The organism is Lysobacter sp. H21R4 (assembly GCF_015277535.1).
GTDB lineage: Bacteria > Pseudomonadota > Gammaproteobacteria > Xanthomonadales > Xanthomonadaceae > Novilysobacter > Novilysobacter ciconiae.
In genome coordinates this window covers 830,379-855,515 of record NZ_CP063772.1, presented here as the reverse complement: position 1 = coordinate 855,515, position 25,137 = coordinate 830,379, and the positions used below count along the sequence as shown (strand labels likewise).

Genomic DNA, 25,137 nt, shown 5'->3' with positions numbered 1-25,137 from the left:
GCCTTGCTGGAACACCATGCGCGCCACGGCATTAAGGGCGCGTGGGCAATTCGGGCCCGGCCGTCCGTCGCGGCGTCAGCTGTGGGAGGTATCGCTGCGCCGCTCCAGCGGCACGGTGACCGCCGAATCAAACTCCGACAGCGGGCTCTGCACGGGACACTGGGCGTCAGGAAAGCCGAAGCGCTCGCGCAGCTTCAAGCCGCACTCGCCCATGCTCCCCACCTGATCCCCGGCCGCCTGGCATTCGCGGTCGAAGGCGCGGAAGAAGGCGTCCTTGCGCTGGACGAAATCCGCGCCGCACCGGCGGGTCAGCTCGATGCGCTGAAGGTCGTCCTCCGCCGCGTTGCGGCCTTCCAGCCCGTAGAGGTCCATCTCCTGCGCGGTCAGCAGTCTCAGGCTGCGGTTGGGAACGGTCATCATCAGGTCGGCGATGGCGAACGCCACGCCGTTGCGCTGCAGGTACTCGCGCACGTCGGCGTGGACGGCCTGCAGTTCCTCCTGCAGCTCGGCGCGCGAGGTGGCTTTCGAGCTGATCCGGATCATGCGGTGGATGCCGACCTTGCCGGCAATCATGCGCATGTCGCCGGCCGCAAGGACGAGCACGCACGAGCTGTGGCAAACCGCGCCTTCGCGCACCCAGATCGTCCACCGGGACGCGCCGATCATGTCGCCCGAGCGGATCGCCTCCTCGATCTGGCCGCCGGTGGAGTCGATGTCGAGAATCCGCTTGTGGATGCCCAGCGTGTCGGCGACCTCCACCGTGCGCTCGATGAGCGCGGTGAATTCGTCCGAGATCTTGCCCTGGTAGCGAAGGCGCAGCAGCCCGCCCGCGCCGCAGGGTTCCAGCGCGGCGCGGATCTGCGTGTAGTCGGGCGATCGCAGCGCGGTGCCCTCGCCGTTGGCGTAGTCGTGATCGCAGCTGAGCCACGCCTGGCCGGCTTCCAGCGCGAGCGGTCGCCAGTCGATCGCGGACCGATCGGTGGCCGCGGCGTAGGGGTCGGCGGCGACCACCTCCGCGTCCGACACGGCACCCCCGCGCGAGTCGCCCCGCGTCTGGATCACTTCGCCGGCGCCAACATCCGCGGCCGGCGGCTGATGGCAGGCCGAAAGCAGCAGCGCAAGGAGGATCGCGGAAATTCGCCGGGGCGAGGGCATGTGTGGGACCGCAGGGCTTATGAACGATCAGTCTAGGGGCGCGCGGGTGTCATGACTGCAACGGCGGATGAACCTGTTCTGCCACCGCGACGGATAGACTGCCGCGATGGGCTGGTTCGTCTACTTGCTGGAGTGCCGCAACGGCGCGGTTTACACCGGGATCACCACGGATATCCCGCGCCGGTTCGGCCAGCACCTTGCCGGCAAGGGTGCCCGGTACACGCGCGCCAACCCGCCAATCCGGCTGCTTGCCCAGTTTGCCTGTCCCGACCGCGGCAGCGCTAGCCGCGCGGAGTACGCCATCAAGCGCCTTCCACCGGCCGCCAAGCGCGCCTTGTGCGACGCCGGGCAGGACGCGGGCGAGCGCCTGTTCACCCGCATCGCACATCTGCATCGGTAGCGTGGGTTCCAGACGCGGCGGTGCCGGCCACTTCGGCCTAGCCACCGGATTCGCTCAACGACAGGAGACCAAGCTAATGATCAAATGGGCCATCATTTTTGCCGTCATCGGCCTCATCGCAGGCGTGCTCGGCTTCGGCGGAATGGCTGGTGCCGCAATGGGCATCGCCAAGTTCCTGTTCATCGCGGCGATCGTGATCGCGGTCGTGCTGTTCCTGCTGGGAATGACCGTCTACAAAAAGGTCAGGTAGCGCGGTTTTCTCAAGCGCCAGACCAGGGTCCCTTTAGAAACGATCAAACACCCGGCGCTCCCGGGTGTTTTTTTATGGGCGCCAGGCGGTGCGCCATGGATCGCCCGCCGTCGTTTGGGCCACACTTGCCCCAATCCCGCGACCGGTCCGCCTATGAAGATTGTCGAAGTCCGCCATCCGCTGATGCAGCACAAGCTCGGGCTGATGCGCCGCGCCGACAACAGCACCAAATCCTTCCGCGAGCTGTCGTCCGAAGTGGCAACGCTGCTGACCTACGAGGCGACGGCAGACCTGGAGACCGAGGCGGTCGAGATCCAGGGCTGGGCGGGAACATCGCTTACGGTTCGGCGGATCAAGGGTCGCAAGATCACCCTGGTGCCGATCCTGCGCGCCGGCATCGGCATGCTGCCGGGCGTGCTGGAATTGATCCCCGCCGCCAAGGTGAGCGTGGTCGGCATGGCGCGCGACGAAGAGACGCTCGGCGCGGTGGCCTACTACGAGAAGCTGGTCGGCAACATGCACGACCGCACCGCCTTGATCCTGGACCCCATGCTGGCCACCGGCGGCACATTGATCGCGACGGTCGACATGCTCAAGGCCGCCGGGGCGACTCGAATCAAGGGATTGTTCCTCGTCGCCGCGCCGGAGGGCCTGCGGGCAGCCGAAGCCGCGCACCCGGACCTGGAGATCTACACCGCATCGATCGACGACCGTCTCAACGAGCGCGGCTACATCCTGCCGGGACTAGGCGACGCCGGTGACAAGATCTTCGGGACCAGCGCGGACTGAACTCGCCATCGCGCTCGCGGAGGACGCGCGAACTTGCGCGGGATGAGCGTGCTGCTATTGGCGTCCCGGCCCGCATCAGACTTGATTTCGCCACCCGGACGCCCCAGCTGAAGGGCAGTCAACCGTTTTGCGCCAAGGGACAGCCACGCATGAGCACAACGACAGAAAAACGCAAATTCGAAGCCGAGGTCGCCCAGGTCCTGCACCTGGTCACGCACTCGCTCTACTCGCACAAGGAGATCTTCCTGCGCGAACTGATCTCCAACGCCTCCGACGCCTGCGACAAGCTTCGCTTCGAGGCGATCGCCAATCCCGCGCTGAATGCCGGCGAGGGCGAGTTGCACATCGACATCACCTGGGACAAGGACGCGCGCACGATCAGCATCGCCGACAACGGCATCGGGATGAGCCGCGACGAGGTGGTCGCCAACATCGGCACCATCGCCAGCTCCGGCACGCGCCGGTTCCTGGAGGCCATGGGCAACGAGCAGAAGGCCGATGCGCGCCTGATCGGCCAGTTCGGCGTGGGCTTCTATTCCGCCTACGTGGTCGCCGACAAGGTGACCGTCCTCAGCCGCCGCGCCGACGCGCCCGCCAACGAGGGCGTGAAGTGGGAAAGCGACGGCAAGGGCGAGTACACCCTGGAGACCGTCGAGCTGCCCGAGCGCGGCACCACGGTAACGCTGCACCTGAAAGCCGATGAGGACGAGTTCCTCGCCGACTGGAAGCTGCGCTCGCTGATCAGCCGCTATTCCGACCACGTCGCCTTCCCGATCCGCATGCAGAAGCCCGCCAACGAGGCGGCGGATGACGAATCCGGAGAGCCGAGCAAGGACGACAGCGCCGCGCCGCAGTGGGAGACCATCAATGCCGCCTCGGCGCTGTGGACCAAGCCCCGCAGCGAGATCAGCGACGAGGACTACCAGAGCTTCTACAAGTCGCTCGGCCACGACTTCAACGATGCGCTGGCCTGGACCCACAACCGCGTGGAGGGCAGCCAGAGCTTCACCACCCTCCTCTACCTGCCCTCCCAGCCGCCGTTCGACCTGATGATGGGCGGACGCGACGAGCGCAAGGGCCTGAAGCTTTACATCAAGCGCGTGTTCGTCATGGACGCCGCCGAGGAGCTGCTGCCCAACTACCTGCGCTTCGTGCGCGGCGTGATCGACGCCGACGACCTGCCGCTCAACGTCAGCCGCGAGCTGCTGCAGCAGAACCGCCAGCTGGACCGGATCAAGTCGGCCTGCGTGAAGCGCGTGCTCGACCTGATCGAGACGCTGGCGCGCGACGAGCCGGAGAAGTTCGCCACCTTCTACAAGGCCTTTGGCAACACGCTCAAGGAAGGCATCGGCGAGGACCACGCCAACCGCGAGCGCATCGCCAAGCTCCTGCGTTTTGCGTCCACCAAGCGCGAGGCCGGCAAGCAGGTCGTGTCGCTGGACGATTACATCGGCCGCATGGCGACCGGCCAGGACACCATCTGGTACATCACCGCGGAGAGCCACGCCGCCGCGTTCGGCAGCCCGCAGCTGGAAGCGTTCAAGGCCAAGGACATCGAGGTGCTGCTGATGTCCGACCGCATCGACGAGTGGATGCTCGGCTCGCTGACCGAGTACGACGGCAGGAAGCTGCAGAACGTCGCCAAGGGCGAGCTGCCGCTGGACGAGGCGGACAAGGCGAAACAGGAGGAGGCGGCCAAGTCCGCTGAACCGCTGGTCGCCCGGCTGAAGGCCCTGCTCGGTGATCGGGTCAGCGATGTCCGGGTGTCGGCGCGACTGACCGACTCGCCGTCCTGCCTGGCGCTGGCCGATTTCGACATGGCGCCGCACTTCGCCCGCATGCTGCGCGAAGCCGGCCAGCAGATGCCCGAGAGCAAGCCGACTCTGGAGATCAATCCGGAGCACGAACTGCTCAAGCGCGTCGAGGCGGAAACCGACGATGCCAAGGCCGCCGATCTGGCGACCCTGTTGCTGGAGCAGGCCGAGATTTCCGCTGGCGCGCCGCTGCCCGATCCGGCCGCGTTCGTGCAGCGGATGAACCGGGTGTTGCTGGCGGGCTGAAGGTTGCTGTCCACCTGAAGAACCAATGCCTGAAATGCAAAAAAAAATGCCCGCAGATTTGCGGGCATTTTTTCCATCTGAGGCAGGCCTATCAGTTCAGAAGGACCGGTTCCAAATGAATTTGCCATTCTCGTACGTCATGGCTCCGAACACGTTCACGCAGGCAATTTCGGGCGCAGCACCGGATATCTGGCGATGAGGCCATATTTTCGCGGGCTTCATACCGGAAAACTGGTAGCTCGTCATTCCAACCGAACGACTGGAATTGTCGATCATCGCCACGCCAGCTTCCCCGACGTACAAGTGACCGCCACCCGGCGCCGACATCAGCCAGGCCCCGGTCTCGGGATTCAGCACACCCCATCCCCGCTGTCCCTTCACCGCATGGATGCCGCTACCGTTGGGCTCCATTACCTGGTCTATCCAACCGACGGCGCTGTTGGCTGGCACTTTGGACACCCGGTTGTTTTTCACGACGTACGCATTCCCTGAGACGGCCAGCACTCCGCTGTCGAGGGACTGCAGCACCAAGTCCTCGACCTGACCGGGCACAACGAAACCCAGTGGGTAGCGTTTCCCGTCCGCCACGTTGCGAACTACGGGGACCTCACCGCCCGTCTCATTCAAAGCCAGGTAGTAGTAAGCCCTCCCGTCCTCCGTAAGTCGAAACAGGAAGCGCCTGAAACCGTCGCCCGGAACATCCTTGACAACGCTGTCCCCGACAACCGCCCCGTCTGTTCGGTTGAAAACACGGACGCGAATGCCCGGGGCATCTCCCTCTGTGGCGACGAGGACCAGCCCAGGCTGAAAGTCCACCTCGCTCAATACTCCCGCTACTTCAACGGGCTTATGATTGCGTGAAACGAGGTAGGCTTTGCCGCCGTCGCTCATCGAGACCGCCACGACGGCCCCGTCGCCGTCCGGCGCTATCCAGTACTGGTCGAAATCGCTCTGCACTGGTGGGAGGTTCACCTGCCAAGCGATCCCCTTCGGTGTGGACTGAAACACGGTTGTAGCGCTCTTCGCGCGGACAACCGCGATCGTTTTGAACGGATGATCGCAACTCATCGCCACGCCGCTGGCGGAGCGTGGCAATCCAGCGTGCCCCACGACACCGGCAGTGGCTTGGCATAGAAGCACTCCAGCTACCGATACAGCTACGCAAAATCTACGTCTATGATTTCCGGTCATGGTGCGTTCCTTGGTACTCATAAACTCGGCTTTTACGGAATCGCTATGGGTAATGCCCTCTGCCAGCTGAATTTGCCATCTCTACTGATCATCATTCCAAACGCATTTGTACAGGCGACCTCCTCCTGGCGAGCGGAACTACTCGCGATCCGGCGTACCAACCTTGGATGGACGCCTGAAAAATCGTAGACGCTCAAAGTGGGTGATTCACCGACAACGCTTAAGTGGATCAAATAGTTGGAGTCAACAGTCAGATTCTGCGCCAGTCCGGGAACCACCAGCTTCCAGTCTGCAGTCCTCGAGTCAATAACTCCCCATCCGGCGCGTCCCCGCACGGCATATATGCCACTTCCATTGGGCTCGATGATCTCATTGATCCAACCAATGACCGGCTCGAGCCGAACCATCTCTGGGCCCCGTTCCCCCCACAGATATGCCTTGCCCCCGGCGGCGAGGATGCCACGTTTTTTCGAGAACATGACTACGTCATCAACATCACCTATTCCAGCTGGAGACGTTGCGACAACCTCTCCGGTAACAACATCCCTCATCGTTACTACACGAGCTCCCGCGTCGGAGAATTTTATGTAGTAATAACTCCGACCATCTTCCGTCAGGCGCATCGAAAAATAGCCGATATCGGCCCCGATTGAATCACGGAACATGGAGTCTGCGACAATCTTCCCGCTGCGACTGTCCAATATGCGGACGCGTACCCGGTCTCCGTCAAAGGCCGTCGCCACCAACACTTGATCCTTTTGGAAATCAACGTCCAGAACCACACCCACCAGCTCCACCGGGCGGTTCGTCCACGTTACCAGGTGGATAATCCCCGGGGATCGCACGGACGTGGCCACCACCGCCGCCGACCCATCCGCCGCCGCCCAGTACTGATCGTATGCACTCTCCATCGCCGGCAGGAGGGCTTTTCCGCGGATGCCGCTGGGCATGGTTTGGAGGGCCGTTGTACTGTCTTTGCCACGAACTATCGATACCAATCGAGTCGGAGCATTACATGCGACAAAGGTTCCATTGTATGTCGGCGGAACTCGGGCTCGGGCCACAACAGCGGAGTGGGCATAACCCAGGACGAATGGACAAAGAAAAACGAGAGCAAGCCGCCGCATCGCATAACCATTTGCGAACATAAGAAGTTCCTTTTCTTTCGGCGAACAAGAACCTATGTCGTCCGTGCACGCTGTTTACCCTTCCGATGGGAATTTTCCAGTTACCACGATGCTTCAGAGCTGTCAACAGCTGCTGCCTCGGCCACCCTACCCCGCCTCAAGCCGCTTTCAGCCCCTGATCCATCTGCTCGGCCATCGCGCGCCATTGCGGGAGCTTGTCCAGCATCCCTACCGAATGCAGGTAGCTCTCATCAACCGGGATGCCCTTGACCAGCGCCGAAGCGACATGGACCGCGCCGGTCACCCAGAAGCCGGTGGAGCGCATGCGCCGCGGACGAAACTGGTGGGCGACCGCCTCGACAATCGGCGTCGGCAGGCCCCAAAGGCCCAACAGGTAGGCGCCCGCCTCGGCATAGCCCGGACTGCCCGGCGCGATTTCCGGGGACGTCTCATCGGTGTCTGTGGTCAGGTGGTCGACGATCCCGGGAAGCAGAAGCCCGACTTCCGCGAGCAGTCCGGCAGTAACGGCCAGGTCCGCACTGGGTCCGGCGAGCAGTTTGCCCGCCAGACGGGAGATCGCCAGGGCGCGCGTCTGCATGCTTTCCCGATCGACCCCGGTCTCTCCCGCGGCCTGCCCGAAGGTTTCGCTGGCCAGCACCAGTTGCCGCAGCGTGCCCAGCCCCAGGCGGGTGACGGCCGAGCGGATGTCGGTGATTTCCCGGCCGGCCGAGAACATCGCAGAGTTGCAAAGCCGCAGCACCTTGGCGGCAAGTGCCGGGTCCTGTGAGAGCACGTATGCGATCTCGGTCATGCTGACGTCGGGGTTGCGCATCAGGCGCACCAGTTCGATGTACATGCGCGGCGCCGGCGGAAGCGAGTCGATCCGACCGATTGTCAGTTTGAGCTCTTCGTTGTCGAGCAGCGAGCGCAGGTCGGTCACGCTCTCCACCGCGTCGACAAGCTCGCCGGCGTCAATCGGCTTGGTCAGTACGCGATGGGCCGAGTCCAGCGCGCTCAGTGCGTCCGCGCATTGGCCGGACTCCAGCAGCAGCAACCGCACGGTGTCCGGGCAGTCCGTGCGCAAACGCGTCAACAAGGCGGGGCTGTGCGGGTGCACCTCGGCGACGAACACGTCGGGAGACAGTGACTGGATGCGATCCGCGTCGGTGACGGGGACACATTCAATCTTCCAGTCCAATCCAAATTCACGCAGGGAGGTTTCGAGTTCCTTCGCCTGGGCGACATCCCCGCCGGAAATCACAATCAACACTGATCCTTCTCCACAATAGGTCGCGCGGGTAATCCGCCCATGCCAGATAACGGCTGCTAGCCGGGCGGCTTTAGAGCGCCATCCGGACCCCGGTCACAGTGCTGATATCTGGTTGGAGGGGTTGCGTCTGGCCATCGCCCGCGGTTCGCGCATAGGCAGCGCGCTGAGCACCTATAATTGGCGGCTTTCCGCTCTGTCGGCGCGCCCGTGCGCGCCAAGCCCATGTCCGACGCATCCAGATCCGACGTCTCCAGCAAATCCGACGTCTCCAAACAGGCGCTGCGCCGCCGCACGTTCGCGATCATCTCGCACCCCGACGCGGGCAAGACCACGCTGACCGAAAAGCTGTTGCTGTTCGGCGGTGCGATCCAGATGGCCGGGTCGGTGAAAGGCCGCAAGGCCGCCCGCCACGCCACCTCGGACTGGATGAAGCTGGAGCAGGAGCGCGGCATCTCGGTGACCAGCTCGGTGATGCAGTTCCCCTATGACGGGCGCATCGTCAATTTGCTCGACACCCCGGGCCACGCGGACTTCGGCGAGGACACCTACCGCGTGCTGACCGCCGTGGACTCCGCGCTGATGGTGATCGACGTTGCCAAGGGCGTGGAGGAGCGCACGATCAAGCTGATGGAGGTCTGCCGGCTGCGCAACACGCCGATCATGACCTTCATCAACAAGCTCGACCGCGAAGGCAAGGAGCCCATCGAGCTGCTCGATGAGGTCGAGAGCGTGCTCGACATCCAGTGCGCGCCGGTGACGTGGCCCATCGGCATGGGCAAGCGCCTGAAGGGCGTCGTCCACCTGCTCACCGGCGAGGTGCACCTGTACGAGCCGGGGCGCAATTTCACCCGCCAGGATTCGACGATCTTCAAGTCGATCGATGATCCCGCGTTCGAGCAGCGCATCGGCACCGCCGTGCTGGCCGAACTGCGCGACGAGCTGGAGCTGGTCCAGGGCGCCAGCCATCCGTTCGACATCGAGAAGTACCTGTCCGGCGAACAGACACCGGTGTTCTTCGGCTCGGCGGTCAACAACTTTGGCGTGCAGCTGCTGCTGGACTTCTTCGTCAAGAACGCGCCCGCGCCGCAGCCGCGCGAAACCACGACCCGCGATGTCGATCCGACCGAGGAGAAGCTCACCGGGTTCGTGTTCAAGATCCAGGCCAACATGGACCCGCAACACCGCGACCGGGTGGCGTTCATGCGGGTGTGTTCGGGCAAGTTCACCGCCGGCATGAAGGCCTTCCACGTACGCACCGGCAAGGAGCTCAAGCTCGCCAATGCGTTGACCTTCATGGCCAGCGACCGCGAGATCGCCGAGACGGCCTATTCGGGCGACGTGCTGGGCATCCACAACCACGGCACCGTGTCGATCGGCGACAGCTTCAGCGAAGGCGAATCGATCACCTTCACCGGCATCCCCAACTTCGCTCCCGAGCTGTTCCGGCGCGCGCGCCTGCGTGATCCGCTCAAGCTCAAGCAGCTGCAAAAGGGGCTGGCCCAGCTCAGCGAGGAAGGCGCGACCCAGTTCTTCCGTCCGCTGATGAGCAACGACCTGATTCTGGGCGCGGTCGGCGTGCTGCAGTTCGAGGTCGTCGCCTACCGGCTGAAGGCCGAGTACGGGGTGGATGCGATCTTCGAGCCGGTCAGCATCTCCACCACGCGCTGGATCCGCTGCGCCAGCGAACGCAAGCTGGAGGAGTTCCGCGACAAGAACGCCAGCCACCTCGCGCTCGACGCCGCCGACCAGCTCGTTTACCTCGCGCCCACGCGGGTCAACCTGCAGCTGGCGCAGGAGCGCGCCCCGGACGTGGAGTTCCTGGCCACCCGCGAGCAGGCCCACACCTGATCGCATCGGCGCGCGGGCCGCGACCGCGGATCGGGGCCTGAACCGCGGCGACGCCATTTCACCGGCGTTTTACCGTGGGGTGCGGATGGTTGGGCAATTCCACGCCACCCGATCCCGTCGATGCCCGATTCCCCGCGTTCCACCCCGCCCCGTTCCGAGCCGGGCCCAAAAGGCGCACCCGGCTCGGATGAATGGTGGCAGCTGCCCCGACGTCACCCGTGGTGGACCGCACTTGCGATGATCGTGCTTGGCCTGATCGTGCTGGTCGCGCTGTGGGACTGGAACTGGTTCAAGGGGCCGGTCGAGCGCCAGGTGGAGAACCGCACCGGACGCGAGTTCCGGATCAAGGGCGATCTCGACGTCGACCTGGGCTGGACGCCGACAATCCGTGCCAATGACGTGCACTTCGCCAACGCCAAGTGGGCGCGCGATCCCGAGATGGCCAGCGCCGAGCAGCTGGAGCTGTCAATCGACCTGCTGCGCCTCTTGCGGGGCAAGGTGCGCATACCCCACTTGCGCCTGGCGCAACCGCACGTCTCGCTGGAAGCCAACCCGGAAGGCGGCGGCAACTGGCAGCTGCGCAACAGCGGCGGCGGCGACAGCAATCTCGAGTTTCGGCGGGTATGGATTTCCCGTGGCGAGCTGGTGTTCCTCGACGAGGCGGACAAGACCGACATCAAGGTGGACGTGACCAGCGCGGCGGCCAAGGAAATCGGCGACGCACCACCGATCCAGGTGAAGGGCGGCGGCCAGTGGCGCGGCAACGAATTCACCGTGGAAGGCACCGCGGAGTCGCCGCTGGAACTGCGCGATGTCGAGTCGCCCTACCAGATCGACGCGCGCGCCCAGGCCGGCGCGACCAAGGCCCACGCGCGCGGGACGCTGCTGGATCCCCTGCGCATGCGTGATTTCGACCTCCAGCTCAACCTGGCAGGCAAAAACCTGGACGACCTCTATCCGCTGATCGGGGTCGCCTTGCCCCCCACCCCGCCCTACACCCTGGAGGGCCGGCTGACCCGCGACATCCAGGGATCCAGCACCACCTGGCACTACGACAAGTTCAGCGGAACCGTGGGCGACAGCGACCTTGCCGGCAGCGCAGCCTTCACCACCGGCGGTGATCGCCCCCTGCTGAAGGCCGATCTGCATTCCAAGCGGCTCGACTTCGACGACCTGGCCGGGTTGGTCGGCGGCGCGCCCCAAACCGGTGCCGGAGAAACCAGCAACCCGGAGCTGACAGCGAAAGCCGCGGAGATGAAAGCCCGCCAGCGCGTGCTGCCCGACACCCCCTACAAGCTGGAAAAGATGCGCGCGATGGATGCCGACGTCAGCCTGAAGGCCGACCGCATCAACGCACCCTCGCTGCCGCTGGAGCACATGAACACGCACCTGTCGCTGAAGGCCGGGCTGCTGGTGCTCGAACCTTTTGACTTCGGCGTCGCTGGCGGCAAGATTGCATCCAACGTGCGGATGGACGCGCGCAAAGACGCCATACAGACGCGGGCCAGGATGCAGGCCAGCGGGCTGGACCTGTCGCAATTGCTGCCGCAGGTCGAACTGGTGCAGAACGCTATCGGCAAGCTGTCAGGGCACGTCGACCTGACCGGTCAAGGCAACTCGATTGCCGCGATGCTCGGCAGCAGCGACGGACAGGTCGATGTGGGCATGGGCCGGGGCCAGATCAGCAACATCCTGATGGAGATGGCCGGCATCGACATCGCCGAGATCATCAAGTTCAAGCTGAAGGGCGATCGCCTGATCCCCCTCCGCTGCGCCTTCGGTGATTTCAAAGTCGCCAATGGCGTCATGACGGCCAATGCATTGGCCTTCGACACCACCGACACGATCCTGATCGGTGAGGGCACCATCAACCTCAAGGACGAACAGCTCGATCTGCGGATCCGTCCACGGCCCAAGGACCGCTCCATCCTGGCGTTCCGCTCCCCGTTGCTGGTGGACGGCACGTTCAAGAACCCCTCCGTGCGTCCGGACCTGAAAAGCGTCGGCCTGCGCGGCGCCATTGCCTTGGCACTGGGCAGCATCTCGCCGCCGGCGGCGCTGCTGGCAACGCTGGAACTGGGTCCGGGGGAGGATTCGGGTTGCGGTGGGCAGTACGCCAAGTAGGCGTCCGCCCCGCCGATGATCAGCTCTCGATGTAGCGCTGCAGCTGCACCAGTTCCTGCTGCTGGTCCTCAATTACCGCCTTCACCAGGTCGCCGATGGATACCACCCCCATCACCTTGCCGTCGGCCATCACCGGCAGGTGGCGGATGCGCTGGTCGGTTACCAGCGCCATGCAGTGCTCGGCGGTGTCTTCCAGACCGACGGTGTGCATGTCGGTGGTCATCACCTCTGAAACTGCGGTGGTCTTGGAAGAGCGGCCCTGCAGGATGATCTTGCGGGCGTAGTCACGCTCCGAGATGATCCCGGCCAGCCGTCCGTTGTCGAGAACCAGCAGCGCTCCCACCCGCTTCTCCGCCATCAGGCGGATCGCATCGATCATCGGTGCATCCGGGGCGATCGAATAGACCTCAGGGGACTTGGCTTCCAGCAGATGCCTTACGTTGCGCATGGCGCTCTCCTTGTGTATCGGGTATCCGATCCGAGCATACCCCCGCCGCCGGCTGCCAGGCATCCACCAGGTAGAGCGGGCGCTGCTTGGACTCCTCGTACAGGCGTCCGAGGTACTCCCCGATCAGCCCCAGCGCGATCAGCTGCACGCCGCCCAGGAACAGGATCACCGCCATCATGGTCGGCCAGCCCTGCACCGCGTCGCCCCACAGCAACGCCTTGCCGATCACCCAGCAGCCATAGCCGAAGGCCAGCAGCGCGGTCGCCATGCCCAGGTAGGTCGCCAGCCGCAGCGGCGCGGTGGAGAAACTGGTGATGCCTTCGAGGGCCAGGTTCCACAAGCGCCAGAAGTTGAACTTGGTCTCCCCGGCCGCACGCGGACCCCGCTGGTAGGGCAGTGCAACGCGATTGAAGCCCACCCAGCCGAACAGACCTTTCATGAAGCGGTGGCGTTCGCGCATCTGCGCCAGCGCGGCCAGCGCACGCGGCGACAGCAGGCGGAAGTCGCCGGTGTCGGCCGGAATCGGCGTTTTCGACAGGCGCCCCATCACCCGGTAGAACGCGTGCGCAGTGGCGCGCTTCCACCAGCCCTCGCCCTCGCGCACCAGCCGGGTGCCGTGCACGTCGTCGAACCCCGCCAGCCAGTGGGCGACGAACTGCGACGCGAGTTCGGGTGGGTCCTGGCCATCGGCGTCCAGGATCAACGCGGCGCCGTGCACCACCCGGTCCAGTCCGGCGGTCAGGGCGAGCTCCTTGCCGAAGTTGCGCGACAGTCGCAGCAGGGAGACCCGCGGGTCCTGCGCCGCCAGCGCCTGCATCACGGTCCAGGTCGCGTCGCTGCTGCCGTCATCCACGTAGAGGATGCCGCCACCGATGCCGTGCTCCATGCTCACCGCGTCCAGGGCGGCGGCAAGCCGTGGCTGCAGCAGCGGCAGACTGGCGGCCTCGTTGAACGCGGCCACCACGAGGGTGAGGTGGTTGTCGGGCGCGTCGGCAGGCTTCATCGCGGCATGGTAGCCGAGCACCCATGAGTGCCGCGCGGACCGCCCGCGAATGCGGCGGCTGCCGAGGCCCCTACTCGAACTGCTCGAGGTAGGACGGACCGCCGATCTGGCGCATCTGGCGCTGGATCTGCATCGTCCGGCGCTGGACGTACGGGCCCGGTCTTTCCACGCTGTAGCGCTTGGGACTGGGCAACACCGCCGCCAGCCGCGCCGATTCGGCGGCCGTCAACTGGCTCGCATCCTTGCCGAAGTAACGTTGCGCCGCGGCCTGCGCGCCGTACACGCCGTCCCCGAACTCGGCAACGTTGACGTAGACCTCGATGATCCGCGACTTCGGCCACATCAACTCCACCAGCGCGGTGTACCAGACCTCCAGTCCCTTGCGGGCCCAGCTGCGCCCGCTCCACAGGAAGAGGTTCTTCGCGGTCTGCTGGCTGATGGTGCTGGCGCCGCGCAAGCGGCCACCTTCTTCATGGCGCTCGCGCGCCTTGCGGATCGCTTCCAGATCAAAGCCGTGGTGGTCTGCAAAGCGCTGGTCCTCGGAGGCCACCACCGCCAGCGGCAGGTTGGACGATATCTGCCCGCGGTCGCGCCATTGATAGGCGAGGCGGAAGTCGCTCTCTCCCCGGGTCCATGCCGAAACCTGCCGGGCGACCATGAACGCGCTGGTGGGTGGGTCCACGAACCGCAACGTGCCGACCTGGACAATGCTGGCCACCAACAGCACCAGTGGGACCGCGACCACCCATCGCCACCAGCGACGTCTGCGCGGGCCGGCGCCGGGCGACTGCATGCGCTGCTCGTGCCGCTCTGGATCGTGCCGCTCTGGCGCATCCTGTTCTGGCCCGTGCTCTCGCTGGCCGTGCTCATCCGGCCCGTCTTGCGCCCTGCCCATCGCGTCCCCATCTTGACTGGTCAACCCGTCTTCACCGGCATTATCGACCAACCGCCGGCCACGCGAGCATTTCATGCCACAAGCACACACCCCACAACCCGCATCCGACGGATCCGACGACCGGCTCACCCGATTCATGATCGACCGCGCGGGCGTGCGCGGCGTGCACGTGCAGCTGCGGCATACCTGGCAGCACATACGCCAACTCATGACCGACGTCGGCAACCAGGCGCCCGGTGCGGTGGAACTGCTGGGCGAGGCGACGGCGGCGGCGGCCCTGTTTACCGGCCACGTCAAGATCGACGGCCGCCTGTCGGTGCAACTGCGCAGCAGCGGGCTGTTGCGGACCTTGTTTGTCGAGTGCACGTCTGCCGGCACCCTGCGCGGCATCGTGCGTCTTGATCCGGAGCACGTTGACGCGGGCGGGAAGGCTGTTTCCGGCAATCTGCGCGACCTCGGCGACGATACCGTCCTGGCAATCACCATCGAGAACCCCTCGGTCGGTGGCCGCGACCCGGTGCGCTACCAGGGCCTGGTGGCGCTCGACGCCGCCGATACCCTGGGCGAGGCGTTCGAAGGCTACTTCCGTCAGTCCGAGCAATTGCCTACCCGTCTTCTGCTGGCCGGCGATGACGAGCACGTGGCCGGCCTGATGCTGCAGAAGCTGCCCGGAGATGAAGGCGATGAGGACGGCTGGAATCGCGCCGGCGCGCTGTTTGACACGCTCGGTCGCGATGAGCTCCTGCAGACGCCGGTGGCGGATCTGCTCAACCGGCTGTTCCACGACGACGGCGTGCAGCTCCTGGGCGACCGCGCACTCGGGTTCGCGTGCTCATGTTCGGCGGAAAGGGTAGAGTCGATGCTGGTGTCGCTGGGGAGCGAGGAGGCACTGGCCGCGGCGGAGGATGGCGATGCGCAGATCCGCTGCGAGTTCTGCGGGGAGCGCTACGAGTTCACCCGCGATCGCATCCAGGATCTGCTGGACGTCGCGGCACAACAGGTTCCAGCTCCCGAGCGCTTGCAATAAGCGGGAATTCACGCCACGTTGATTGTTAAAGAAACATAAACACCGTAGTATCGATGCTCCAGTACGGGGGAACTCATCCGGGCAAGCCGGGTCGAATCTGTGTCATGAAAAGCCGCCTCTTCCAACTGTCGCTGACCCTGCTCCTCGCCTGTGGCGTGGTGACAGGCGCCCATGCGCAGTCTCCGAAGAAGGTCAAGCGTGCGGACCCGACCGTTTTGCCAGTCTGGAACAACACCAGCGGCAAGCTGGAAGCACTGCTCCTGCTGGAACCCACAGGCACCCCTTCCTCCGGCGCGCGGTGGCGTGTCGGCAGCACCACCCTTGACGCCGCATTCGGCCTTCAGGGCAGCAATACGCTGGGTCTGGTCTGCGACCGCAGCAGCGGGCTCGCGGGCACCATCGGCAACCTGGCCAATCACTGCCTGCTGGCGGCGATGGACAACGAGCGCCACGAACGACTGGCCGCCGGCACGAGTATCGGTACCCGGTCCACCCGCTTCGGTGTGTCGGTGGGCAAGAGCCGCGACACGTTGCCGGCGTGGTTGAATCCCGGCCACGCCGCCAACCAGGTCAACCAGAACACGCTCACGGTCTACGGCAAGCAGAACATCGGCAGCGAGGCCACGGTCTCCATCGGTGGGACCTGGGCGCGGGCACGCCTGATTCCCGCCGGTGATGCGCCCGCCGCCCTGGCCGATCGCTGGAGCAGCCGCACCCTGACCGTCGGCGCCGGTTACGGCGACTTCGACGCCAATATCATTGGCCGCGTGGTGGATACCCCCACCCAACCCGGCGGTTGGGAAGGGCTGGGAATCGGCCTGACTTGGCGCACCCCCTGGAGCGGCAGCCTGACCGTCGGCGCTGAGAAAATCACCCGGGGCAGCAATCCGTTCGCGGCAAACGCGGATGCTGACGAGGGCACCGTGCCCTACGTCCGTTACGAGCAGGATCTGTAACACTCGATCCACAGGCCTGCCGCAGCTCACGCGGCCCGCGCCCTGCTTTATATCCCCTGATGCGCCCGCTTGGCGGTATGCGCAGCATGCACCCGCACCCCTTTGTGCGACCACGCGCCTGCCGGCCACTGGCCAAGCAGGGCTGATGCATTTGCGCGGGAAGAAAACGCTGCACCCATGCAACGACGGGCCTACTACCACTTTCTTGCACACACTTTTGCAAAGAAATCCATACTTTTTTGTTAAAAAGACTTTAAATCGTCTCAAGGCATGGCTAGGATGTCCCTACCTTGCCGAACGTGCTCTTTCATTCGTCGCTTTCGGCCGGGATCCTTGGCATTACACCAAGTCCAACCTGGAGAGAGGCGCACATGACTTACATGACCACTCAGCTCCGCGACGCGATCAGATTGGCGCTCGTGGCAGGCGCAACAAGCTTGGCTGGCACGGGCGCGGCACTCGCGCAGGACGTACCGCCCGATTCCAGTCCCACCACCCTCGACCGCGTTGAAGTCACCGGCTCGCGCATCCGCTCGGTGGATGCGGAAACCTCGCAACCGGTCCTTGTACTGGACCGTCAGGCGATCGAGAAGCAGGGTGTGACCTCGGTTGCAGAAGTCCTGAACCGCATATCCGCCGCGGGCCCGTCGCTCAACCGCACGTTCAACAACGGCGGTGACGGTTCCTCCAACATCTCCCTGCGCAACCTGGGCGCCTCCCGCACCCTGGTGCTCGTGGACGGCCGGCGCTGGGTCTCGGCCCTGGACGGCACGGTCGATCTGAACACCATCCCCTCGGCGATCGTGGAGCGCATCGAGGTGCTGAAGGACGGCGCCTCATCGATCTATGGTTCCGACGCGATTGCCGGCGTCATCAACATCATCACCCGCGACAACTTCGAGGGCGCCGAATTCCGCACCCACATCGGCCAGTACAGCCAGGGCGACGGCGATCGCAAGACCATCGAGGCGACGCTGGGGGCGAACGGCGAGCGCGGCAACGTGGTGATGAGCCTGTCGCGCGTCGAGGAAGGCGCGGTCATGGCCGGTGATCGCGAACAGTCGGCCGTGCCGGTGTTCGGATTCGGCGCCAACGCATCGGATTTCTTCAGCGGCTACTCCTCAAACGGCAAGATCTGGAACAACGCGCCGATCGTGGACACCGACCCGGACGCGGATGACTACAACCCCTACGGAATCGGCAGCTACCGGATCATCCCGCCTGGCGCGATCGGCATCGGCCCCGATGGCCAGCAGCGCTACGCGTACGGCCAGACCGTGCCGTGGGGCCGCGCCTACGCGTACAACTACGCCAAGGACAACTACCTGCTGACGCCGCAGACCCGCACCGCGATGTACGTCAAGGGGCGGTTCGACCTGACCGACCACATCGCCTTCCGCGGTGAAGGGCTCTACAACGAGCGCCGATCGGAACAGCAGCTGGCCGGCTATCCGCTCGCGGGCGGTGAGGGGGTCTTTGGCAACGATGCCGGCATGAGCCCGGACAGCTACTTCAACCCCTACAACCCCGCGTACGGTGGGGACGGGCGCACGGTGGAGTGGAGCCATCGCCTCACCGAGCAGCCGCGCGTCTACCAGCAGAACGTGAAGACCTACCACGTGTACGCGGGCTTTGAGGGCAACTTCGACTTCGCCGATCGTTACTTCAACTGGGATATCGGCTATGCCTTCAACAAGTCGGACCAGATGGACACGCAGATTGGCGATGCCAACATGCTCAACGTTCGCGCAGGCGTGGGCCCGTCGTTCCTGGACACCGATGGGGTGGTGAAATGCGGAACCCCCGGCAATGCAATCGCGGGCTGCGTACCTTTCAATCCGCTCTCCCCGGCGGGCGGGGTAACCCAGGAAATGCTGGACTACATCCTGTTTACCGCGCAGGACACGTTCCAGAACAAGAGCGAGAGCTTTACCGCCAATCTGGCCGGCGACATCGTTGATCTGCCCGCCGGAACAATGGGCTTCGCGCTGGGCATAGAGTCCCGCAAGGAAAGCGGCTTTGACCGCCCCGATGCATTCGTTGCCGCCGGTTACACTTCGGGCAACGGGCGCAAGCCAACCTCCGGCTCCTACGATCTGAACGAGATTTTCGGAGAGGTCCTGATCCCGATCCTTGCCGACGTACCCGGCGCACGGCTCCTGGAGGTCAGCCTGGCATCGCGGTACTCCGACTACAGCAACTTCGGCGACACCACCAACAGCAAATTCGGCTTCAAGTGGAAACCGTTCGAGGACCTGCTGGTGCGCGGCAACTGGGCGGAAGGCTTCCGCGCGCCGCCCATCCAGACCCTGTTCCGCGGCTTGGCCGACAGCTATGAAAGCTTCGGTGACATCTGTTCGGCAGACTATGGCGGCCGCACCCCGACCATCGCCGCCAACTGCCTTGCCTCCGGAGTGCCGGCCAACTTCATCCAGCGCACCAACTCGGGCGATGGCTATTTCGGCCAGACGATCTTCCCGTTCTCCTTCGGCGGCAATCCCGATGCCGGTCCGGAAACATCGACCTCCAAGACGCTTGGCCTGGTGTACAGCCCGTCCTACGCACAGGGCCTGGAAATCAAGCTGGACTGGTGGAACGTGGAGATCGAGGACGCCCTCTCTACGCCGACCGTGGCCTACATCCTCGACCAGTGCTACGCCAACGGCGACCAGGCGTATTGCGCACTGTTCTCCCGCCGCCCGTCCGATTTCCAGATCGACTACATGCTGCTGGGCCCGCAGAACCTCAGCCGCATCAACGCCGAGGGCTACGATCTCGACCTGCAGTACCGGACCAGCGACACGGGGTATGGCCGGTTTTCCGCCGGGCTGAGCGCGTCATACATGTCCAAGTGGGAATCCCAGTTCACCCAGGATTCGGATGTCGAGACCGCGGTCGGTCGGTACTTCGACCGTGATCCGCAGTGGCGCCTGCGTGGAAACGCCACCCTTGACTGGACCAACGGCAACCTGGGCGTCACCTGGATCAGCCGCTACTTCTCCCACCTCGTCGAGGACTGCCCCTTCCCAGGGGATGGCGTGTGCTCGGATGACACCCGCCGCGACGCCGACGGACTGGCCGCGCGCAACAAGCTGGGCGCGACCACGTACCACGACATCCAGGCACGCTACGAGCTGCCGTGGGACGGAACCGTCAAACTGGGCGTGAACAATATCTTCAAGAAGCGTGCGCCCACCTCGTTCCAGACGTTCGCCAACTCGTTCGATCCGCAGTACGACATCCCGGACTCCCAGTACCTGTACATGGAGTACGTGCAGCGCTTCTGATCAGAACATCGGTCACGGGTGTGTAACAGGCGGCCCCGGAAACGGGGCCGTTTTACTTGGCGTATTGATGGCGCATCGCCTGGCAGTAAAAACCCCGGCGATGCCGGGGTTTCGTTTCCTTGCAATGCCGCGCGCGCGCCACCCGGTCTGCGCTAATCCTGCAGCTGTGCCGCGATGCGCTGCTGCTCGTCCTTCAGTGCCTGCGGCATGCGCGGTCCGTACTCTTCCAGGTACTCACCGATGCTCGCGAATTCCTGCTGCCAACCGGCGCGCTCGAAGCCGAAGAGCTTCTCCATCGCCTCAGCGCTCAGCTCGACGCCCTCCAGATTCAGGTCGGACGCGGTCGGCAGGTTGCCGATCGGTGTTTCCACTGCGCCGGCCGTGCCGTTCACCCGGCCGATCATCCACTCGAGCACCCGCAGGTTCTCGCCAAAGCCCGGCCACAGGAAGTCGCCCTGCTCGCCGCGGCGGAACCAGTTCACGTGGAAGACCTTGGGCAGCTGGTTGCGACCGTTGTCAAAGTCCAGCCAGTGGCTGAAATAGTCGGCGAAGTTGTAGCCGCAGAAGGGCTTCATCGCCATCGGATCACGGCGCATGACGCCCACCGCTCCGGTGGCGGCCGCCGTCGTCTCCGAGCCCATCGCCGCCCCGATCAGCACGCCGTGCGTCCAGTCGCGCGCTTCAAATACCAGAGGTACGAGCGAGGGCCGGCGACCGCCGAACACGATTGCCGAAATCGGCACGCCGACCGGGTTATCACTCTCCGGCGAATAGCTGGGGCACTGACGCGCGGACACGGTGAAGCGCGAGTTGGGATGCGCTGCCGGACGCTTGGCCGCGTCGTAGGGCTCGCCTCGCCAATCGGTCACCGGCTCGCCTTCGGCCAGGCCCTCCCACCACGGCTGGTTGTCGGCGGTGAGGCCGACGTTGGTGAAAATGGTGTTGGACTGGATCGACGCCAATGCGTTGGGATTGGACTTCTTCGACGTCCCCGGCGCGACGCCGAAGAAGCCCGCTTCCGGGTTGATCGCGTACAGGCGGCCGTCACTGCCGGGGCGCATCCAGCAGATGTCATCGCCCACGGTGGCGACCTTCCAGCCGTCCTTGAGGTAGCCCTCGGGCGGTATCAGCATTGCCAGGTTGGTCTTGCCGCAGGCCGAGGGAAACGCGGCGGCAATGTAGTGGGTTTCGCCGCGCGGATTCTCCAGTCCGAGGATCAGCATGTGCTCGGCCAGCCAGCCTTCCGAGCGCGCCTGATGGCTGGCGATGCGCAGCGCGTGGCACTTCTTGCCCAGCAAGGCATTGCCGCCGTAGCCCGAGCCGTAGGACTTGATCTCCAGCTCTTCGGGGAAGTGCATGATGAAGCGCCGATCCGGGTCCAGCTCGCCGGTGGAGTGCAGGCCCTTGACGAAGTTCCCCTCGCGCTCGATCCGCGCCAGCGCCGGCGCGCCCATGCGGGTCATGATGCGCATGTTGGCGACCACGTAGGGACTGTCGGTGATCTCCACCCCGCAACGCGACAGCGGCGAGTCGATCGGCCCCATGCAGTAAGGGATCACGTACATCGTGCGGCCGCGCATGCAGCCCTGAAACAGCGCATCCATCTTGGCGTGGCCGTCGGCGGGCGCCATCCAGTGGTTGTTCGGACCGGCGTCGTCGCGGTCGCTGGTGCACACGAAAGTCAGGTGCTCCACCCGCGCCACGTCCTCGGGGTCGGAGCGATGCAGCCAGCTGCCCGGATGGGTCTGTTCGTTGAGCTTGATCAGCGTGCCGTCGGCCTGCATGGCCGCGGTCAGCGCCTCATTCTCGGCATCGCTGCCATCACACCAGTGGACCGCGTCGGGCTGGGTGAGCGCGGCCACCCGCGCTACCCACTGGTTGAGTGAATCGAGCGAGCTTCCCGCGAGCGCGGACATGTCGGTGAAAGAAGCGGTCACGGGCAATGTCTCCAACAGTTGGTTCGACTCCACCATCAGTTCGTCGGTGGGATCAGCGTCGTCATCATGTGTTCGACGTAGTTGTCGAACTCGTCGTGTTGCATCCGCGTCTGCTTGAGCTGCAGGTTCAGCTGCAGAAATCCGACATACGCCGAATAGGCCAGGCGGGCACGGTTGCGGGCGTCGTCGCGGCCGAGTCCGGCCTGGCGAAACGACGCGGTGAGGTAGTCCAGGCGGCGCTCGGAGACACGGCCGATGACGGGTTGCACCGCCGGGTGATCCAGCGCCTTGAGCAGCTCGGAGTAGATGATGTGGGTCTTGTACTCGCGCGCCACCATCGAGAACAGCGCACGCAGGCGCTCACGCGGGTCGGCGACCGCTTCCAGCTGGCCAAACACGGTCTCCTCTTCCATCCGCTCCCACAACTCGAGCGCGGCGACGAGCAATGCGTCACGCGAAGGGAAATGCCAGTAGAAACTGCCCTTGGTGACGCCGAGGCGGCGGGCAAGCGGTTCCACCGCCACCGCCGACACGCCCTGCTCGGCGATGAGGTCGAGCGCGGCCTCGGCCCAGCCCGTCGCGCTGAGGCGCGCGGCTCGGGCGGGAGCGGGCTTGGTTCCGGAAGCAGCTGGGGTCGTGGCCATAGGGGGGCGAGTGTAGCAACCGTACGCCAGCGACGGGAGCCGTATGCGGACCGGAATCGTTTGCAGCGCGTCGCAGTTGACACAAGCGCCAAACGAACTCCATACTCGAGCGTATGTTAATGGACGCGTCGCCCTTTCGGGGCGTTCGTTTTTTAAGCTGACCTGCACCCAACCGTCGCACCGCTGCTGGAGCGTCATCATGAGCATCGCCCTTCCCTTCATCGTTTTCCTGCTGGTGGCCGGAATTGCTGCCTACCATCGCCTGCGGCTCCCTGTGTGGGTCGCATTGACGGCCGCCGCGCTGGTGGCCTGCGCACTGCTGGGCGCCAGCATTGCCGCCGTGACGGTGGTCGCCCTGATCACCGCACTGATTGCGGTGCCATTGCTGGTCCCGGCGATCCGCCTGCCCTACATCACCAAGCCGCTGCTGGGCTTCTACACCAAGATCCTGCCGCCGCTGAGCGAGACCGAGCGCGTCGCGCTGGAAGCCGGCACGGTGGGTTTCGAAGGTGAGCTGTTCTCCGGTCGCCCGGACTGGGACGTGCTGCTCGACCAGCCCGCGCCCGTCCTGACCGCGGAGGAGCAGGCGTTCCTGGACGGGCCGTGCGAAGAGCTGTGTGCGATGACCAACGACTGGGACATCACCCACGTGCGCGCCGACCTGCCGCCGGAGATGTGGGAGTTCATCAAGAAGAACCGCTTCTTCGGGATGATCGTGCCCAAGGAATACGGTGGGCTCGGATTCTCCGCGCTGGCCAACCACAAGGTCATCCAGAAGCTGGCCTCGATCTCCTCGGTGGTGAGCTCGACGGTGGGCGTGCCCAACTCGCTGGGACCGGCCGAGCTGATCATGCATTACGGCACCGAAGAGCAGAAGGACCACTACCTGCCGCGCCTCGCGGACGGCCGGGAGGTTCCGTGTTTTGCCCTGACCGGTCCGTGGGCGGGTTCGGATGCGACCTCCATCCCCGACTTCGGCATCGTCTGCATGGGCGAGTGGAACGGCGCCAACGTGGTCGGCGTCAAGCTGACCTTCGACAAGCGCTACATCACCCTGGCGCCGGTCGCGACGCTGATCGGCATGGCCTTCCGCATGTATGACCCGGACGGCATCCTGGGCGACACCCGCGACATCGGCATCAGCCTGGCGCTGCTGCCGCGCGACACCGACGGGGTCAACGTGGGCCGGCGGCACTTCCCGCTCAACAGCCCGTTCCAGAACGGCCCGCTGGATGGACGCGAAGTGTTCATCCCCCTGAGCCAATTGATCGGCGGCGAAGCGCAGGCCGGCAAGGGCTGGCAGATGCTGGTCGAGGTGCTGTCGATCGGGCGCTCGATCACCCTGCCCTCCACCGCCAGCGGCGGCGGCAAGATGGGCGCCGTGGTGACAGGTGCCTACGCACGGATTCGCAAGCAGTTCGGGCTGTCGATCGGGCGCTTTGAAGGCGTGCAGGAAGCGCTGGCGCGGATCGCCGGCAACGCCTACACGATCAGCGCGCTGTCGGAATCCACCGCTGCGGCGGTGGCGCGCGGTGAAAACCCCGCCGTGCCATCGACCATCGCCAAGTACCACTGCACCGAGATGGGTCGCCAGATCGCCCAGGACGCGATGGATATCCACGGCGGCAAGGGCATCATCCTGGGGCCGAAGAACTACCTCGGTCGCTCATGGCAGGCAGCGCCGATCGCGATCACCGTCGAGGGCGCCAACATCATGACGCGCTCGCTGATGATCTTCGGCCAGGGCGCGATCCTGTGCCACCCGTGGGTGCTCAAGGAAATGAAGGCGGCGATGATGCCCGAGGGTCCGGAGCAGGTCCGCGAGTTCGACCGCAACCTGTTCGGCCACATCGGCTTTGCGATCTCCAACGCGGTTCGCTCGCTGTGGTTCGGCGTCACCGGCGCCAGCGTCGGCAAGGCGCCGGGGGACGCGTACACCCGCCGCTACTACCGCAAGCTCAACCGCTATTCGGCCGCGCTGGCCCTGTGCGCGGACACGTCGATGCTGCTGCTGGGCGGCAAGCTGAAATTCAAGGAGTCGCTGTCGGGGCGTCTGGGCGACGTGCTCAGCCAGCTGTACATCGCCAGTGCCTTGCTCAAGCGCTACGAGGATCAGGCCCGTCCGGAGGCCGACCAGCCGCTGCTGGCGTGGTCGATCCTCAATGCGGTGCACAAGATCGAACTGGCGCTGTCGGATGCCTTGCGCAACTTCCCGGTGCCTCCGGTCGGCTGGCTGCTGTGGGCGCTGATCTTTCCGATCGGGCGTCGTGCCACCCCGCCCGGTGACCGCCTCAGCCGTCGCGCCGCTTCGCTGCTGATGGTGCCCAACGAGGCCCGCGACCGGATGGGCGAAGGCATCTACCTCACCCCGACCGAGCACAATCCGGCCGGCCGGATCAACAGTTTCCTGGCCGCGGTGGTGCTCGCCGAACCGGTGGAGCGCAAGTTCCTCAAGGCGATGAAGAACAGCCACATCGAAGCGCTCACCTTCCCGGAGCAACTCGACGAGGGTGTGCGCGAGGGCTGGATCACCGCCGACGAACGCGGCCAGTTGCAGGCGCTGCGCGAGATGACCATCGAGACCATCAGTGTCGACGACTTCGACACCGAGGAATTGCGCTCGGCAGGTTACAAGGCGGAGCCGGAGTTCGAGTTGCTGGATGCGCGTGAGCACGCCATTTCCTGACGCTCGCGCCGGCGATGTACCGAAAACGGCGGGCTTCGTG

General features: G+C 65.0%; 19 protein-coding genes. 10 read left to right on the top strand and 9 right to left on the bottom strand.

The genetic code is table 11. The features are described 5' to 3' along the window. Positions 1–75: 75 nt before the first annotated feature. A complete protein-coding gene (locus tag INQ40_RS03855) occupies positions 76–1,155 on the bottom strand; it encodes a hypothetical protein (protein WP_194341922.1) in 1,080 nt (359 codons plus the stop codon). A 106-nt stretch (positions 1,156–1,261) separates the two neighbouring features. Between INQ40_RS03855 and INQ40_RS03850 the strand changes: the two genes are divergently transcribed. The 4 genes from INQ40_RS03850 (at position 1,262) to htpG (ending at position 4,654) form a co-directional block, all read left to right on the top strand. After that, positions 1,262–1,555: a GIY-YIG nuclease family protein gene (locus INQ40_RS03850; protein ID WP_194341921.1), complete on the top strand. Its 294-nt coding sequence runs from the start codon at positions 1,262–1,264 to the stop codon at positions 1,553–1,555. Between the two features lie 76 nt (positions 1,556–1,631). Then, positions 1,632–1,805, top strand: coding sequence for a DUF1328 domain-containing protein (locus tag INQ40_RS03845; protein ID WP_043957803.1), 174 nt, complete (start codon positions 1,632–1,634; stop codon positions 1,803–1,805). Between the two features lie 153 nt (positions 1,806–1,958). After that, positions 1,959–2,594: a uracil phosphoribosyltransferase gene (upp, locus tag INQ40_RS03840; protein WP_194341920.1), complete on the top strand. Its 636-nt coding sequence runs from the start codon at positions 1,959–1,961 to the stop codon at positions 2,592–2,594. 149 nt (positions 2,595–2,743) lie between these two features. Then, positions 2,744–4,654, top strand: coding sequence for a molecular chaperone HtpG (gene htpG, locus INQ40_RS03835; protein WP_194341919.1), 1,911 nt, complete (start codon positions 2,744–2,746; stop codon positions 4,652–4,654). Between the two features lie 96 nt (positions 4,655–4,750). Here htpG and INQ40_RS03830 read toward each other — a convergent pair whose 3' ends face one another. The 3 genes from INQ40_RS03830 to INQ40_RS03820 all read right to left on the bottom strand — a co-directional run bounded on the left by INQ40_RS03830 (position 4,751) and on the right by INQ40_RS03820 (position 8,242). Further along, the gene (locus tag INQ40_RS03830) at positions 4,751–5,749 is read right to left on the bottom strand and encodes a hypothetical protein (protein ID WP_194341918.1); all 999 of its coding nucleotides are present in this window, start codon (positions 5,747–5,749) and stop codon (positions 4,751–4,753) included. Positions 5,750–5,877: 128 nt separating this feature from the next. Further along, complete coding sequence (locus INQ40_RS03825; protein WP_194341917.1) at positions 5,878–6,795, bottom strand: hypothetical protein; 918 nt, start codon at positions 6,793–6,795, stop codon at positions 5,878–5,880. Between the two features lie 334 nt (positions 6,796–7,129). Continuing rightward, the gene (locus tag INQ40_RS03820) at positions 7,130–8,242 is read right to left on the bottom strand and encodes an HDOD domain-containing protein (RefSeq protein ID WP_228482108.1); all 1,113 of its coding nucleotides are present in this window, start codon (positions 8,240–8,242) and stop codon (positions 7,130–7,132) included. Between the two features lie 222 nt (positions 8,243–8,464). Between INQ40_RS03820 and INQ40_RS03815 the strand changes: the two genes are divergently transcribed. Next, the gene (locus INQ40_RS03815) at positions 8,465–10,090 is read left to right on the top strand and encodes a peptide chain release factor 3 (RefSeq protein ID WP_194341915.1); all 1,626 of its coding nucleotides are present in this window, start codon (positions 8,465–8,467) and stop codon (positions 10,088–10,090) included. A gap of 111 nt (positions 10,091–10,201) precedes the next feature. Next, on the top strand, positions 10,202–12,214 hold the full coding sequence (locus tag INQ40_RS03810; RefSeq protein WP_194342406.1) for an AsmA family protein: 2,013 nt from the start codon (positions 10,202–10,204) through the stop codon (positions 12,212–12,214). Positions 12,215–12,233: 19 nt separating this feature from the next. On the opposite strand, the gene INQ40_RS03805 is transcribed toward INQ40_RS03810, so the two are convergent. The 3 genes from INQ40_RS03805 to mtgA form a co-directional block, all read right to left on the bottom strand. Continuing rightward, positions 12,234–12,662 (bottom strand): CBS domain-containing protein, encoded by a 429-nt coding sequence (locus INQ40_RS03805; protein ID WP_193986355.1) that lies wholly within the window; start codon positions 12,660–12,662, stop codon positions 12,234–12,236. After that, a complete protein-coding gene (locus INQ40_RS03800; protein WP_194341914.1) occupies positions 12,622–13,665 on the bottom strand; it encodes a glycosyltransferase family 2 protein in 1,044 nt (347 codons plus the stop codon). Before INQ40_RS03800 ends, INQ40_RS03805 begins: the two co-directional genes overlap by 41 nt. Before the next feature lie 70 nt (positions 13,666–13,735). Then, positions 13,736–14,458 carry a monofunctional biosynthetic peptidoglycan transglycosylase gene (gene mtgA / locus INQ40_RS03795; RefSeq protein WP_194341913.1) on the bottom strand — a complete coding sequence of 241 codons (723 nt, stop codon included), beginning with the start codon at positions 14,456–14,458 and terminating at the stop codon, positions 13,736–13,738. Between the two features lie 175 nt (positions 14,459–14,633). On the opposite strand from mtgA, the gene INQ40_RS03790 reads away from it, so the two are divergent. The 3 genes from INQ40_RS03790 to INQ40_RS03780 all read left to right on the top strand — a co-directional run bounded on the left by INQ40_RS03790 (position 14,634) and on the right by INQ40_RS03780 (position 19,830). Then, positions 14,634–15,587, top strand: a complete 954-nt coding sequence (locus tag INQ40_RS03790; RefSeq protein ID WP_194341912.1) for an Hsp33 family molecular chaperone HslO — start codon at positions 14,634–14,636, stop codon at positions 15,585–15,587. Between the two features lie 104 nt (positions 15,588–15,691). After that, positions 15,692–16,543, top strand: a complete 852-nt coding sequence (locus INQ40_RS03785; RefSeq protein WP_193986347.1) for a hypothetical protein — start codon at positions 15,692–15,694, stop codon at positions 16,541–16,543. 404 nt (positions 16,544–16,947) lie between these two features. Continuing rightward, on the top strand, positions 16,948–19,830 hold the full coding sequence (locus INQ40_RS03780; protein ID WP_194342405.1) for a TonB-dependent receptor: 2,883 nt from the start codon (positions 16,948–16,950) through the stop codon (positions 19,828–19,830). A gap of 152 nt (positions 19,831–19,982) precedes the next feature. Here INQ40_RS03780 and INQ40_RS03775 read toward each other — a convergent pair whose 3' ends face one another. Both INQ40_RS03775 and INQ40_RS03770 read right to left on the bottom strand, forming a co-directional pair. Further along, positions 19,983–21,746: a phosphoenolpyruvate carboxykinase (GTP) gene (locus tag INQ40_RS03775; protein WP_194342404.1), complete on the bottom strand. Its 1,764-nt coding sequence runs from the start codon at positions 21,744–21,746 to the stop codon at positions 19,983–19,985. A 56-nt stretch (positions 21,747–21,802) separates the two neighbouring features. After that, positions 21,803–22,411 carry a TetR/AcrR family transcriptional regulator gene (locus INQ40_RS03770; protein ID WP_193986345.1) on the bottom strand — a complete coding sequence of 203 codons (609 nt, stop codon included), beginning with the start codon at positions 22,409–22,411 and terminating at the stop codon, positions 21,803–21,805. A gap of 199 nt (positions 22,412–22,610) precedes the next feature. On the opposite strand from INQ40_RS03770, the gene INQ40_RS03765 reads away from it, so the two are divergent. Continuing rightward, positions 22,611–25,097, top strand: a complete 2,487-nt coding sequence (locus INQ40_RS03765; protein ID WP_194341911.1) for an acyl-CoA dehydrogenase — start codon at positions 22,611–22,613, stop codon at positions 25,095–25,097. Positions 25,098–25,137 lie beyond the last annotated feature (40 nt).

Bases quoted from the DNA above. Each gene is read 5' to 3' on its own strand.
- INQ40_RS03855 (WP_194341922.1), bottom strand. From the start codon at position 1,155: ATGCCCTCGCCCCGGCGAATTTCCGCGATCCTCCTTGCGCTGCTGCTT.
- INQ40_RS03850 (WP_194341921.1), top strand. From the start codon at position 1,262: ATGGGCTGGTTCGTCTACTTGCTGGAGTGCCGCAACGGCGCGGTTTAC.
- INQ40_RS03845 (WP_043957803.1), top strand. From the start codon at position 1,632: ATGATCAAATGGGCCATCATTTTTGCCGTCATCGGCCTCATCGCAGGC.
- upp (WP_194341920.1), top strand. From the start codon at position 1,959: ATGAAGATTGTCGAAGTCCGCCATCCGCTGATGCAGCACAAGCTCGGG.
- htpG (WP_194341919.1), top strand. From the start codon at position 2,744: ATGAGCACAACGACAGAAAAACGCAAATTCGAAGCCGAGGTCGCCCAG.
- INQ40_RS03825 (WP_194341917.1), bottom strand. From the start codon at position 6,795: ATGCCCAGCGGCATCCGCGGAAAAGCCCTCCTGCCGGCGATGGAGAGT.
- INQ40_RS03815 (WP_194341915.1), top strand. From the start codon at position 8,465: ATGTCCGACGCATCCAGATCCGACGTCTCCAGCAAATCCGACGTCTCC.
- INQ40_RS03805 (WP_193986355.1), bottom strand. From the start codon at position 12,662: ATGCGCAACGTAAGGCATCTGCTGGAAGCCAAGTCCCCTGAGGTCTAT.
- INQ40_RS03800 (WP_194341914.1), bottom strand. From the start codon at position 13,665: ATGAAGCCTGCCGACGCGCCCGACAACCACCTCACCCTCGTGGTGGCC.
- mtgA (WP_194341913.1), bottom strand. From the start codon at position 14,458: ATGCAGTCGCCCGGCGCCGGCCCGCGCAGACGTCGCTGGTGGCGATGG.
- INQ40_RS03790 (WP_194341912.1), top strand. From the start codon at position 14,634: ATGCCACAAGCACACACCCCACAACCCGCATCCGACGGATCCGACGAC.
- INQ40_RS03785 (WP_193986347.1), top strand. From the start codon at position 15,692: ATGAAAAGCCGCCTCTTCCAACTGTCGCTGACCCTGCTCCTCGCCTGT.
- INQ40_RS03775 (WP_194342404.1), bottom strand. From the start codon at position 21,746: ATGTCCGCGCTCGCGGGAAGCTCGCTCGATTCACTCAACCAGTGGGTA.
- INQ40_RS03770 (WP_193986345.1), bottom strand. From the start codon at position 22,411: ATGGCCACGACCCCAGCTGCTTCCGGAACCAAGCCCGCTCCCGCCCGA.
- INQ40_RS03765 (WP_194341911.1), top strand. From the start codon at position 22,611: ATGAGCATCGCCCTTCCCTTCATCGTTTTCCTGCTGGTGGCCGGAATT.